Genomic DNA, 13,348 nt, shown 5'->3' with positions numbered 1-13,348 from the left:
CGGCGGCGGAGCGGGGGCCGGGACGTGGATCGGGATAATGATCGTCCTGTTGTCAGTGCGGCCCGGTACGCTCGAAAGCACGATGACACAGGACCTCTCACCTGCCGAGCGGTACGCGGCAGCCCGCAGGCGTGCTGCGGACCAGGCCACCGCGCTCGCGTCCTTCCGCGAGATGTACGACTTCGGCCTCGACCCCTTCCAGATCGAGGCATGTGAGGCGCTGGAGTCCGGCAAGGGCGTGCTGGTCGCCGCCCCCACCGGCTCCGGCAAGACGATCGTGGGCGAGTTCGCCGTCCACCTCGCCCTCACCCAGGGCCGCAAGTGCTTCTACACGACACCCATCAAGGCGCTGTCCAACCAGAAGTACAACGACCTGTGCCGCCGCTACGGCGCCGACAAGGTCGGCCTGCTCACCGGCGACAACAGCGTCAACTCCGACGCCCCCGTGGTCGTGATGACCACCGAGGTGCTGCGGAACATGCTGTACGCGGGCTCGCGGACCCTCCTCGGCCTGGGCCATGTGGTGATGGACGAGGTGCACTACCTCTCCGACCGCTTCCGGGGCGCCGTCTGGGAGGAAGTGATCATCCATCTGCCCGAGTCGGTGACGCTCGTCTCACTCTCGGCGACCGTCTCCAACGCCGAGGAGTTCGGCGACTGGCTCGACACCGTGCGCGGCGACACCGAGGTGATCGTCTCCGAGCACCGGCCGGTGCCGCTGTTCCAGCACGTCCTCGCCGGGCGGCGGATGTACGACCTGTTCGAGGAGGGCGAGGGCCAGCGCAAGGCCGTCAACCCCGATCTGACCCGGATGGCCCGCATGGAGGCCAGCCGGCCCTCCTACCAGGACCGCAGACGCGGCCGGTCCATGCGTGAGGCCGACCGCGAGCGCGAGCGCAGACAGCGGTCCCGGATCTGGACGCCCAGCCGCCCCGAGGTCATCGAGCGGCTCGACGCCGAGGGCCTGCTTCCCGCGATCACCTTCATCTTCAGCCGCGCCGCCTGCGAGGCCGCCGTCCAGCAGTGCCTGTACGCGGGCCTGCGGCTCAACGACGACGAGGCCCGTCTGAAGGTCCGTGAACTGGTCGAGGAGCGCACCGCGTCCATCCCGTCCGAGGATCTGCACGTCCTGGGCTACTACGAGTGGCTGGAGGGCCTGGAGCGCGGTATCGCCGCCCACCACGCGGGCATGCTGCCGACCTTCAAGGAGGTCGTGGAGGAACTGTTCGTGCGCGGCCTGGTCAAGGCCGTGTTCGCCACCGAGACCCTCGCCCTGGGCATCAACATGCCCGCCCGGTCCGTGATCCTGGAGAAGCTCGTCAAGTGGAACGGCGAGCAGCACGCCGACATCACCCCCGGCGAGTACACCCAGCTCACCGGCCGCGCCGGACGCCGGGGCATCGACGTCGAGGGCCATGCCGTGGTGCTGTGGCAGCGCGGCATGAACCCCGACCAGCTCGCCGGGCTCGCCGGCACCCGCACCTATCCGCTGCGCTCCAGCTTCAAGCCGTCGTACAACATGGCGGTCAACCTGGTCGAGCAGTTCGGGCGGCACCGCTCGCGCGAGCTGCTGGAGACGTCGTTCGCGCAGTTCCAGGCCGACCGGTCCGTGGTGGGGATCTCCCGGCAGGTGCAGCGCAACGAGGAAGGTCTCGACGGCTACAAGGAGTCGATGACCTGCCATCTCGGCGACTTCGAGGAGTACGCGCGGCTGCGCCGCGAACTCAAGGACCGGGAGAACGACCTGGCCCGGCAGGGCGCCGCCCAGCGCAGAGCCGAGGCCGCCGTCGCGCTGGAGCGGCTCAAGCCGGGCGATGTCATCCACGTCCCCACCGGGAAGTACGCCGGGCTGGCGCTGGTGCTCGATCCGGGGCTGCCCGCCGGGCGGTCCAACGGGCATCGCGGCTTCGAGGCGCACGACGGGCCCCGGCCGCTGGTGCTGACCGCCGAGCGGCAGGTCAAGCGGCTCGCCGCGATGGACTTCCCGGTGCCGGTGGAGGCGCTGGAGCGGATGCGGATCCCCAAGTCCTTCAACCCGCGCTCCCCGCAGTCCCGCCGTGATCTCGCCTCCGCGCTGCGCACCAAGGCCGGGCACATCCCGGCCGACCGGCACCGCAAGCAGCGCTCGCAGGCCGCCGACGACCGGGAGATCGCCCGGCTGCGCGCCGAGCTGCGCGCGCATCCCTGCCACGGCTGCTCCGACCGTGAGGACCACGCCCGCTGGGCCGAGCGCTATCACCGGCTGCTGCGGGACACCTCCCAGCTGGAGCGGCGGATAGAGGGGCGTACCAACACCATCGCCCGCACCTTCGACCGGATCGTGGCCCTGCTGACCGAGCTGGACTATCTCCGCGACGACGAGGTCACCGAGCACGGCAAGCGGCTCGCCCGGCTGTACGGCGAGCTGGATCTGCTGGCCAGTGAATGCCTGCGCGCCGGGGTGTGGGAGGGGCTCGCGCCCGCCGAGCTGGCGGCCTGCGCGTCCGCGCTGGTGTACGAGGCGCGGGCCGCCGATGACGCCATGGCACCCAAGGTGCCGTCCGGGAAGGCCACGGCCGCGCTGGGCGAGATGGTGCGGATCTGGGGGCGGCTGGATGCCCTGGAGGAGGACTTCCGGATCACCCAGACCGAGGGGGTCGGGCAGCGGGAGCCGGATCTCGGGTTCGCCTGGGCCGCGTACCAGTGGGCCTCCGGGAAGGGGCTCGACGAGGTGCTGCGGGAGGCGGAGATGCCGGCGGGGGATTTTGTGCGGTGGTGCAAGCAGGTGATTGATGTGTTGGGGCAGGTGGCGGCGGCTGCGCCGAGCGGGTCGACTGTGGGGAAGGCTGCGCGTAAGGCGGTTGATGGGTTGTTGCGGGGGGTTGTGGCCTATTCGTCGGTGGGGTGAGGGGTTCGTCGGCGGGTGCGGGTCGGTGGGGGCTGGTCGCGCAGTTCCCCGCGCCCCTGAGGTCAGATGGCCGCACGGCGATTGACATATGCGCGCCAGCTCTGGAATGACGTGATGTCCCTCGCGTCTTCCAGTGCGCTTGGCTCGCACAGGAAGCCTGGGGTGGTTGTGCCTTCTGTCAGGTGGATTCGGCCCAGTGTCATCGGGCGGGGGAGGGTCGTCAGGAGGGTGCCCAGGGACTCCGGGGGGAGGGTCCAGATCTCTGTCTCGATCTCCTTGCCGCCCTCTCCTACGTACACCAGGCCCGGTTTTTCGGGGGTCGTGTTGAGGGCGTGGAGGTGGTAGAGGGGGGCCGTTGTTGTTGTGTGGGACAAGTGGGCGCCCAGGGACAGGAGTTGGGGGTTGAGGGGCTGGCCTGTCAAGTGGGCGCCCACCACTGCCACTTGGGCCTGTGGGGGCAGTGAGGCCGCCATGCGGGTCAGGCGGTCGTCGGTGAACGCCGGGCCGATCAGCATCACGCCGAACGGCAGGCCCGACACCTCGCCCGCCGGGACGGCCACCGCCGCCAGGTCGAAGAGGTTGGTGGAGTTGGTGAAGCGGCCCAGCCGGGCGTTGGCGCCCAGCGGGTCCGCCGTGACCTCGGCGAGGGTGGGGTGGCCCGGGGCGGTGGGGAGCAGGAGCGCGTCCGCGTCGGAGAGTTCCGTCAGGGCGTGGGCGCGCAGGACTTCCAGGCGAGCCTGGTCGGCGAAGAGACGGTGGGCCGGGACATCGCGGGCGCCGGTGATGATGCCGGACACGGTCGGGTCCAGGTCGGTGGCACCGGTGGCCAGGGACTTGTCGACAAAGGCGCCCACGGCCGTGTAGCGCTCGGCCACGAACGCGCCCTCGTACAGCATCGCCGCCGCCTGGGTGAACGGGGTGAGGTCCAGCGGTCGGATCTCGGCGCCCGCCTCCGCCAGCCGGGCCACCGCCGCCTCGTACGCCTGGGCCCAGCCCTCGTCCAGCTCGCCCAGCTGTCCGGTCGGCGGGACGGCGATGCGCCAGGGGCCCGGGGTGCGTGCGGGGAGCGGCGGGAGGTCCCGGGCCGGTGGGGCCGTCAGGTACGACAGGGCCGTCTCGGCCTCCGGGAGGGTGCGGGCGAACACCGTCACGCAGTCCAGCGTGGCGCAGGCCGGGACCACTCCGGCAGTCGGGATCAGGCCACGGGTCGGTTTGAGGCCGACGACGCCGTTGAAGGCGGCCGGGACCCGGCCCGAGCCCGCCGTGTCGGTGCCGAGGGCCAGATCGGCGATGCCCAGGGCGACCGCCACCGCCGAGCCGGAGCTGGAGCCGCCGCTCACCCGCGCCGGGTCGTGGGCGTTGCGCACGGCCCCGTAGGGCGAGCGGGTGCCCACCAGGCCGGTCGCGAACTGGTCGAGATTGGTGGTGCCCAGGACCAGCGCGCCCGCCGCGCGCAGCCGGGCCACCGCCGGGGCGTCCACGTCCGGGCGGTAGGCGTACGACGGACAGCCCGCCGTCGTGGGCAGGCCCGCCACGTCGATGTTGCCCTTGACCGCGAGCAGCCTGCCCGCCAGCGGGAGGCGTTCCCCGGCGGCCACGCGGGCGTCGAGGGCCGCCGCCTCCGCCTCGGCCTGCGCGCGCGGGCGCAGGCCGATCCAGATCTCCGGGCGGTCCACGGCCGCGATCCGCTCGTAGGCGGCACGGACCCGGTCGACGGTGGTGGACATGTTTGCTCGCTCCTTGTGTCGTCTGCTCGGGCGGCCGGGCGATCGGTGCCGGTTCGCCCGGTTGCCTGCTCCCTTGCTCAACCCGTCGCCGGGGCCAGGACGAGCAGGGCCGTGCCCGCCTCCACCTGGTCGCCGGGGCGGGCCAGTACTTCCGTCACCACGCCCGCCATCGGGGCGGACACCCGTGACTCCATCTTCATCGCCTCCAGCGCGAGCAGCGGCTGACCCGCCGTCACCGTGTCGCCCGGCGCGATGTTGACCTGCCACACCGACGCCGCGAACTCCGCCTCGACGAGCCGTCCGCCCGGCGGCACCGTCACCTCGCCCGCCGGGGGCGCGGGCGCTGCCGCCGCCTCGGCCCGGGTGAACTCGCCCGCCGCCTCCCACGCGTCCCGCTCCGCCGTGAACGCCGACTGCTGCCGGGCGCGGAACGCGGCGATCGACTCGGCGTCCCGGGCGAGGAACTCCTCGTAGGCGGCCAGTGAGAAGGTGCCCTCCTCGATCTTCGGCACGAACCGGCCGGAGATCAGGTCGGCGCGTAGTTCGAGGAGTTCGTCGGCGTCCACCGGGTACCACTTGATCCGGTCGAAGAAGCGCAGCAGCCACGGCTTGCCGGGCTCGAACGCGCCCCGCTGCGCCCACCCCGACCAGACCTGGGTGGTCCGCCCCACGAACTGGTAGCCGCCGGGGCCCTCCATGCCGTAGACGCACAGATACGCGCCGCCGATGCCGACCGAGTTCTCGGCGGTCCAGGTGCGGGCCGGGTTGTACTTGGTGGTGACCAGGCGGTGGCGGGGGTCCAGGGGGGTGGCGACCGGGGCGCCCAGGTAGACATCGCCCAGGCCCAGCACCAGGTACTCGGCGTCGAAGACCGTGCGGTGGACGTCCTCGACGGTGTCCAGGCCGTTGACGCGGCGGATGAACTCGATGTTCCACGGGCACCAGGGGGCGTCGTCGCGGACCCCCGCCATGTAGCGGGCGATGGCCTCGCGGGTCGCCGGGTCGTCCCAGGACAGGGGGAGATGGACCGTGCGGGACGGGACCACCAGGCGGTCGGTGGGCGGCAGGGCGGTCACCAGCCGCCGTACCCGGGGGAGCAGGTCGTGCTGGGGGAGCCGGGCGGGGTCGGTGCGGATCTGGAGGGAGCGGATGCCCGGGGTGAGGTCCAGGACCCCGGGCAGGTCCGCCGCGCCGACCGCCTCCATGAGGGCGTGCACCCGCATCCGCAGGGCGAGGTCGAGCTGCATCGGACCGAACTCGACGAGGAGGTTGTCGTCGCCGCAGCGCCGGTAGGTGACATCGCCGTCCCGGGCCAGGACGCCCCCGTCGACGATCTCCGCGCGCGGTGAGCCGTCCACCCGGACCGGGGTGAAGCGGACCGTGTCGCCCGGCCGCAGTTGGCCCAGCTTCCAGCGCTCGCCGCTGAGCACGGTGGCCGGGCAGACGAAACCGCCGAGCGAGGGGCCGTCGGGGCCGAGCAGCACCGGCATGTCGCCGGTGTAGTCGACGGCGCCGACGGAGTACGGGGTGTCGTGGATGTTGGACGGGTGCAGGCCGGCCTCGCCGCCGTCGGTGCGGGCCCAGCGCGGCTTGGGGCCGACGAGCCGTACCCCGGTGCGGGCGGAGTTGAAGTGCACCTTCCACTCGGCGGCGTAGAAGTCGCGGAGGTCGTCCTCGGTGAAGAACTCCGGTGCCGCGTGCGGGCCCTCGACGGCGCCGAGGTGCCACACGGAGGTGAAGGCGGGCGGGTCGGTGACCGGGGTGCCCTCGGCGAGCGTGCCGCCGTGCAGGACGTCGCCGGTGCGCAGCGCCCGGCCGCCGTGTCCGCCGAACCGGCCCAGCGTGAAGGTGCTCGCGCTGCCCAGGAAGGCGGGGACGTCGAGGCCGCCCGCGAACAGGACGTAGGTGCGCAGTCCGGGTCCGGTGGGGGCGCCGATCTCCAGGAGGGCTCCGGCGGGGACGGTGACCGGCGTCCACTGCGCGAGCGGTGTGCCGTCGAGCGTCACCGGGGCCGGGGCGCCGGTGACACAGACGGTGGTGGGGTGGGTGAAGCGCAGGGACGGGCCCTCAAGGGTGCATTCGAGGCCGGGGGCGCCCTCGGGGTTGCCCAGGGCGAGATTGCCGAGGCGGAAGGAGCGGTCGTCCATGGGGCCGCTCGGGGGGACGCCGATCTGCCAGTAGCCGGTGCGGCCCGGCCAGTCCTGGACGGTGGTGAGCGTCCCGGCGGCGGCCACCTCGATCCGCGGGGTGGGGTCGTGGACGCCGGCGAGGGTGGCCGTGGAGTGGTGCGCGGCGCGGAAGTCCGGGTGGGTGAGGGCCGCGCGGACCAGGCCCAGGTTGGTCTCGATGCCGTCCACGCGGGTGCGGGCCAGCGCCTCGTCCAGCCGTTCGAGCGCGGTCCGGCGGTCCGGGCCGTGGGCGATCACCTTCGCGAGGAGCGGATCGTACGACGTCGTCACCTCCGTGCCGGTCTCCACCCAGCCGTCGACGCGGACGCCCGGCGGGAACTCCACCCGGGTCAGCAGCCCGGCGCCGGGCCGGTGGTCGCGGGAGGGGTCCTCGGCGTAGATCCGGGCCTCGACGGCGTGACCGCGCGGCGGTCCCGGGTCGCGCACGACGTCCCGCTCACCGCGCGCCAGCCGCAGCATCCAGGCGACCAGATCGACGCCGTACGTCTCCTCCGTGACCGGGTGTTCGACCTGGAGGCGGGTGTTGACCTCCAGGAAGTACGCCTCCTCGCGGGCGGCGTCGTACACGAACTCGACGGTTCCGGCGGAGCGGTAGCCGACCGAGGCGCACAGGTCGCGGGCGGCGGTGGCGAGCCCGGCGCGGACGCGGTCGGGCAGGCCGGGGGCCGGGGCCTCCTCCAGGACCTTCTGGTTGCGGCGCTGGAGGGAGCAGTCACGGTCCCCGAGGGCGACGACCTTCCCGGCGCCGTCGCCGAAGATCTGCACCTCGACATGGCGGGCGTGCTCGACCAGCCGTTCCAGGAACACGCCGGGCGTCGCGAAGGACGCGGCGGCGACCCGCTGCACCCGCTCCCACGCCTCGGTCAGTCCGGCGGCGTCCCGGCACGCCGACATGCCGATGCCGCCGCCACCGCCGGTGGCCTTCAGCATCACCGGGTAGCCGATGACCGCCGCCTCGCCGAGCGCGTCCTCCAGGGTCGCCAGCAGTCCCGTGCCCGGCGCCAGCGGCACCCCGGCCGCCTGGGCCGCCGCCCGCGCGGTGTGCTTCGTACCGAACAGCTCCAGCTGCCGGGGCGTCGGGCCGACGAACACGATCCCCGCGTCCTCGCAGCGCCGCGCGAAGGAGGCGTCCTCGGACAGGAAGCCGTAGCCGGGGTGGATCGCGCCCGCGCCGGTGTCCTTCGCCGCCTTCAGCACCAGATCGGCGTCCAGGTACGACTCCCGCGCGGGCGCCGGACCGAGCCGCACCGCCTCGTCCGCGAGCCGCACGTGCGGGGCGGAGCGGTCCGGGTCGGAGTACACGGCGACCGTGCGCAGGCCCAGGTCACGGGCGGTGCGGATGATGCGTACGGCTATTTCGCCGCGGTTGGCGATCAGGAGGGTGTCGTAGGTCATCGGGTGGCCTCCGGGGTCGTCCGCGAGGCCCTGGGCTTCCTGATGGTCAGCTCGACCGGGGTCGGCTCGAAGCCGTTGCAGGGGTTGTTGATCTGGGGGCAGTTGGAGACCAGGACGAGGACCTCGCGTTCGGCGCGCAGGGTCAGGGAGCGGCCCGGGGCCGAGCGGCCGTCGACGATGCCGAGGGTGCCGTCCGGCTCGACGGGGACGTTCATGTACCAGTTGATATTGGAGACCAGGTCGCGCTTGCCGAGGCCGTACCGGGCGCCCTCGGCGAGGAAGTTGTCGACGCAGGCGTGCTGGGACCAGGTGTGGTGGCCGTAGCGCAGGGTGTTGGACTCCTTGGAGCAGGCGCCGCCCACGGTGTCGTGGCGGCCGACCTCGTCCGCGGTCACCGTCATCAGGGGCGTGTGCTCGGTGGAGAGGAGCACGCTGCCGGTGCTGAGGAAGATGCCGCCCTGGGCGTGGATCGTGTCGGGCGCGCTGTAGCGGATCGCGGTGTCCTGGGCGTCGTAGACGAGGAAGTCGACGGCCTGGTTGCCGTGCAGGTCGGTGATGGTGAGGGTCTCGCCGGGGCGGATCACGGACGACCAGGCGGCGCGGGCGGGGACGGTGGTGTGGGTGACGGGGGTGGTGTCGGGGTCGGGTCCCGTGTCGGCCCCGGTGTGCTGGGTGCTGGTCATGCGAGCCCCCTCGCGGCGAGGAATTCGGTGGTGTTGAGGAAGGCGCGGTGGCCCTCGGGGGTGGCGTCCCACAGCGGGTCGCCGGGGCCGGTCGGGGCCGCGCGCCAGGCGAGCACCTCCAGCGGGGTGCTGTGGTAGCCGGCGCGCGGATCGAAGGGATGCGGGACATTCGCGATGAGTACGGTGATGTCCTGCTCGGCGCGCAGGGTGACGCTCGCGCCGGGCCCGGCCGAGCCGGTGAAGTCCAGGGCGCCGTCCTCGCCGACCTCGACGCCCTGGAAGAAGGAGAGCGAGGGCGGCAGATCGCGGGGTCCGAGGCCGTTCTTGGCGGCGGCCAGCTTGAACAGTTCACGCCCGGCGGGGAAGGCGGACTGGGGGGTGCCGTCGCCGTAGCGGGCGGTGTTGCGGACGAGGGTGGAGGTGCCGCACAGGGCGTCGTGGCGCCCGGAACTGTCGGCGACCGTCGACGCGAGCACCCGCCCCTGGTCGGACAGCAGGAGCCCGCCCTCGCCCAGGTAGGCGTTCCACTGCACCTTGACCGTGTCGGCGACGTTCAGCCGCTCCCAGGGACGGTCGGCGGCGTACAGCAGCAGATGGGCGCAGGCGTCGCCGCGCAGATCGGTCAGGCGCAGCTCGGTGCCGCGGGCGAGCACCCGGTGGGTGTAGTTCCCGCCCGCGACCGTCTCGGCCCACACCAGATGCCCCGCCTCGCAGGGCGGCCCCGGCCAGTCGGCGGCCGGTACGACGGGCATGGCCTCGGCCCGGGTGCCTTGCTGCGCCCGTGCGTGGGCTCGGGCGCCGTATGTGGTGGCTGTTGCCATGGGGAACCTCCGGCGGGGTACCGATGGGACACGCGAGGGGACTTCTGAAGGGGACCTATGAAGGGGGTTTCTGAAGGGGGTTTCTGTCGCTCGACAGAAATTAGGTGGGGGTCGGGTCCTCGGTGTTGCCCGTGTGTTCCCGGGGAGTTACCGATCGCTCACGGAGGGCGGGCGCGCGGGTGGGCGGTGATCGTCCGGAGTGGTGGCGGTGATCACCCGGCGATGGGCTGTGCGACGATCGGGCGTATGGGGACGACGGATGGTGCACGACGGGTCGGACGGCCCCGGGCCGCGGGGCGCTCGGACAGCGGGCTGGAGCCACGCGCCGAACTGCTGGTGGCCGCCGCCGAGTTGTTCACCACCCTCGGCTACGCGGCCACCTCCACCCGGGCCCTCGCCGAGCGGGCCGGGATGCGGCAGGCGTCGATGTACCACTACGTGTCCGGCAAGGAGGAACTCCTCGCCGAACTCCTGGAGTCGACGGTCACCCCGTCGCTCGCCTACGCCCGTGAACTGCTCGCCGATGACGTCCGGCCCGCCGAGCGGCGGCTGTGGGAGCTGTGCCGGGCGGACGTGGAACTGCTGTGCGGCGGCCCCGACAACCTGGGCGCGCTGTATCTGCTGCCCGAGGTGCGCAGCGAGCGGTTCGCCGGGTTCCACGCGGTGCGCGCCGAACTGCGCGATGCCTACCGGCAGTTGCTGGCCGCCACGGACGCCGGGGGTGCGCTGGCCAAGGGAGAGCTGGAGCTGCGTACGGATCTGGTGTTCGGGCTGATCGAGGGCGTCATCCTGGTCCGGCGCTCGGGGCCCGAACGCCCGGTGCGGGTGTTCGCGGCGGCCACGGCGGATGCGGCGCTGCGGATCGTGGGGGGCTGAGCGGGAGCGGCTGCGCGGGGCGGTTGCGCGGGGGCGCCCGGCAAAGGGGCGCGCTCCGGCTCTCGCGGGCTGAGGTGGCTTCACTCGTCACAGTGAGAGGAATTCGGACGCCCGTACGCCGCTACACAGCGTGTGCGAAATGGCGCTCAGTGTGCAAATGGGGCCGAGACTACTCCCGTCGCGCCGCCATTTCAGGGGCTTGTCGAAGATGACACGGCGATGATCCGCTCGGACTAAGCTCGCCCGTAGCGCACCGAGTTGAGAGCATTCGTGCGTTTGTTCCCAAAAATCCCCAAGGTCTCGAACATCCCGAAGTTTCGATGCGGAGTGTTCCCCCGGCGCAGGGCCCCCAAGCACGCCCGGCGCACGTCCGATGCCCGCGCTGTCCCGTCCGATGCCCGTCTGATGCCTGTCCGATGCCCGTCCGATTCCTGCCCTGTCCACGTCCGATGCCCGTCCGGCATCCGCCCGGCTTCCCCGCCGATTCGCTTCCGAGGGCCCACATGGTGAGTGTTCAACCCCCACCCCGACGCCGCGAACTTCCCTACACGCGCCTGCTGTTGCTGCCCGCCGTACTGATGGCCGCGGCGACCGGCGCCGCCGTCGCCCTGGTGCCCCCGGCCGCCCGGCTCGCGGTCGGCTGCTGCGGCGCGGTGGCCACGCTCCTGGTGATCCTGACCGCAGCCGAGGTGGTGCGCCGCGGCCGGGCCATCCGCGAACTGCGGGCCGAACACGCCCGGTACACCGCCGAGCTGGAAGAGCGGATCGCCGCCAACGACGGGCGCATGCTCTATCTCGCCACCGACATCGTCCCCGGCGCCATCGACCACATGCGCAAGGGCAACACGGCCCGGGAGACGCTCCTGGAACTCGACGAGATCGAGGAGGGCTGGGGCAGCATCCCCGAGGTCCAGAAGGAACTGATCCGGCTGATGCTGCGGATCGTCGACCACGAGGAGAACCTGCGCGACTCCGCCCAGCGCTCCTTCGTCAACGTCGCCCGCCGGGTCCAGGCCATCGTCCACCAGCAGGCCAACGAACTCCGCGAGATGGAGGAGGACCACGGCACCAACCCCGAGGTCTTCGACGACCTGCTGCGCATCGACCACGGCACCGCGCTGATCGGCCGCCTCGCCGACTCCATCTCCGTGCTCGGCGGCGGACGCCCCGGCCGCAACTGGCCCCTGGACGTCTCCATGTACTCCACCCTGCGCGGCGCGATGTCCCGGATCCTGGAGTACCGCCGGATCAAGCTGAACAACATCGCCCGGCTCAGCGCCAAGGGCATCTACGTCGAGCCGATCATCCACGCCTGCGCGGAACTCTTCGACAACGCCACCCGCTACTCGCCCCCGCACACCAAGGTGCATGTCACCGCCATCGAGGTGCAGAGCGGGCTGGCCATCGAGATCGAGGACGGCGGCATGGGCCTGGGTGAGGAGTCCCGGGCAAGTGCCGAGGAGATGATCAAGAACGCCATGATGGGCGTCGACATGCAGGAACTCGACGACAGCCCGCGTCTGGGCCTTGCCGTCGTCGGGCGGCTGTGCGGCCAGTTCAACATGAAGATCGCGCTGCGCACCTCCGCGTACGGCGGGGTCCGCGCGGTGCTCATCGTGCCGATGAACATGCTCACCCACGAGCGCGGTGTCGGCCTCGCGCACGGCATCGGCGCCACCGGCATCCCGGTCACCGGCGACGCCCTGCCGGGCCCCGCCCGTCCGCCCAAGAAGCGGCGCCCCACCAGCCCGAAGATCCCGCAGGGGGTCTCCCTGGAGGACGACGTCCCGGTCATCACCGAGTGGACGGCCCACGGCCTGCCGCAGCGCCGCAGCCGGGCCACCATCCCGATCACCCAGCGGATCACCGAGCAGTACCGCGCCCAGTACGCCGCCGAAGCCGCCGAGAAGGCCGAGCGCGAGGCCCGTGAGGCCGCCCTGGCCGCCGGGACCCGTAGGCCGGAACCCGAGCCCGAGCCGGCACCGGAGAAGGAGTTCGTGCCGCCCGGGGCGTGGGTCGAGTCCTTCTGGGAGGGCCTGAAGAAGGACCTGCCGCCCGGCACCCACCCGACCGACTTCACCCGGAACCCGACCAAGTACCTCTACCTGATCGACGAGACGGCCCGCACCGAGGCCGATGATGACGAAGGGGACGTCAAGTGACGTACCGCGCAAACTTCGACTGGCTGCTCAAGGACCTGTACGACGGGGTGCCGGGCATCGAGATGATCGTGGTGCTCTCCGCCGACGGTCTGCGCCTCGCCCGCTACTCCGGCGACCCGGACGCCGCCGACCGGGTCGCCGCCGCCTGCGCGGGAATGCAGAGCCTCGCCAACGCCGTCGCGCAGGAACTGTCCGGCAGCGACGGCGAGATGAACCTCATCGTCATCGAGATCGACCGCGGCTACTTCTATCTGATGGCGGCCGGTGCCAACGCCTATCTCGCGGTCCTCTCCGACATCAGGTGCGAGCCCGGCATGATGAGCAACCGCATGCGCGACCTCGTCGTCCGGATCGGCGCCCACCTCACCAGCCCCGCGCGGCACAGCAACGGGCAGACCGTATGACGCCTCCCAAACGCCAGAGGCGTTACCCCCAGGAGCCGCTCCGGCCACCGCCGCTCCCGTCGACCTCCCAGCCACCGCCGGGTGCCGGTGGCGACCGGAGCGCCCGGGACGGCCACCCCCGGGAGAACCGGCACCCTGAGAACCCGTCCCCGCCGCAGAGCCACGCCCCCGAGGCCCGGCGCCCCGACGACAACCCCCCGGAGG

General features: G+C 72.3%; 7 protein-coding genes and 1 pseudogene. 4 read left to right on the top strand and 4 right to left on the bottom strand.

Annotated features, from left to right (window positions below):
* The first annotated feature begins 37 nt into the window (after positions 1-37).
* A complete protein-coding gene (locus tag ACFRFC_RS22025; protein WP_382687857.1) occupies positions 38-2,887 on the top strand; it encodes a DEAD/DEAH box helicase in 2,850 nt (949 codons plus the stop codon).
* A 62-nt stretch (positions 2,888-2,949) separates the two neighbouring features.
* On the opposite strand, the pseudogene atzF reads toward ACFRFC_RS22025, so the two are convergent.
* From atzF to ACFRFC_RS22005, 4 genes and pseudogenes are all read right to left on the bottom strand, one after another.
* A pseudogene (atzF, locus tag ACFRFC_RS22020) lies at positions 2,950-4,629 on the bottom strand (allophanate hydrolase); the annotation flags it as partial.
* A 62-nt stretch (positions 4,630-4,691) separates the two neighbouring features.
* Positions 4,692-8,198, bottom strand: coding sequence for a 5-oxoprolinase/urea amidolyase family protein (locus ACFRFC_RS22015; RefSeq protein WP_382687855.1), 3,507 nt, complete (start codon positions 8,196-8,198; stop codon positions 4,692-4,694).
* Positions 8,195-8,881: an urea amidolyase associated protein UAAP2 gene (locus ACFRFC_RS22010; RefSeq protein ID WP_382687852.1), complete on the bottom strand. Its 687-nt coding sequence runs from the start codon at positions 8,879-8,881 to the stop codon at positions 8,195-8,197. Before ACFRFC_RS22010 ends, ACFRFC_RS22015 begins: the two co-directional genes overlap by 4 nt.
* A complete protein-coding gene (locus ACFRFC_RS22005) occupies positions 8,878-9,702 on the bottom strand; it encodes an urea amidolyase associated protein UAAP1 (RefSeq protein WP_382687849.1) in 825 nt (274 codons plus the stop codon). Before ACFRFC_RS22005 ends, ACFRFC_RS22010 begins: the two co-directional genes overlap by 4 nt.
* A 246-nt stretch (positions 9,703-9,948) precedes the next feature.
* On the opposite strand from ACFRFC_RS22005, the gene ACFRFC_RS22000 reads away from it, so the two are divergent.
* The 3 genes from ACFRFC_RS22000 to ACFRFC_RS21990 all read left to right on the top strand — a co-directional run bounded on the left by ACFRFC_RS22000 (position 9,949) and on the right by ACFRFC_RS21990 (position 13,144).
* Entirely contained in the window at positions 9,949-10,578 is a 630-nt protein-coding gene (locus ACFRFC_RS22000; protein WP_382687847.1) for a TetR/AcrR family transcriptional regulator, read from the top strand.
* 503 nt (positions 10,579-11,081) lie between these two features.
* Complete coding sequence (locus tag ACFRFC_RS21995; protein ID WP_382687844.1) at positions 11,082-12,740, top strand: ATP-binding protein; 1,659 nt, start codon at positions 11,082-11,084, stop codon at positions 12,738-12,740.
* Positions 12,737-13,144, top strand: coding sequence for a roadblock/LC7 domain-containing protein (locus ACFRFC_RS21990; protein ID WP_382687841.1), 408 nt, complete (start codon positions 12,737-12,739; stop codon positions 13,142-13,144). The genes ACFRFC_RS21995 and ACFRFC_RS21990 overlap by 4 nt, the downstream gene beginning before the upstream one ends.
* Positions 13,145-13,348: the final 204 nt, after the last annotated feature.

Origin of the sequence: Streptomyces sp. NPDC056734 (assembly GCF_042790455.1) — a bacterium.
In the GTDB taxonomy this organism is placed as follows: Bacteria; Actinomycetota; Actinomycetes; order Streptomycetales; family Streptomycetaceae; genus Streptomyces.
Note: the sequence above shows the minus strand (reverse complement) of the source record. Positions and strands in the feature narration are given on the sequence as shown.

Coding starts and splice junctions, on each gene's coding strand:
- ACFRFC_RS22005 (WP_382687849.1), bottom strand. CDS start 9,702: ATGGCAACAGCCACCACATACGGCGCCCGAGCCCACGCACGGGCGCAG.
- ACFRFC_RS22000 (WP_382687847.1), top strand. CDS start 9,949: ATGGGGACGACGGATGGTGCACGACGGGTCGGACGGCCCCGGGCCGCG.
- ACFRFC_RS22015 (WP_382687855.1), bottom strand. CDS start 8,198: ATGACCTACGACACCCTCCTGATCGCCAACCGCGGCGAAATAGCCGTA.
- ACFRFC_RS21995 (WP_382687844.1), top strand. CDS start 11,082: ATGGTGAGTGTTCAACCCCCACCCCGACGCCGCGAACTTCCCTACACG.
- ACFRFC_RS22025 (WP_382687857.1), top strand. CDS start 38: ATGATCGTCCTGTTGTCAGTGCGGCCCGGTACGCTCGAAAGCACGATG.
- ACFRFC_RS22010 (WP_382687852.1), bottom strand. CDS start 8,881: ATGACCAGCACCCAGCACACCGGGGCCGACACGGGACCCGACCCCGAC.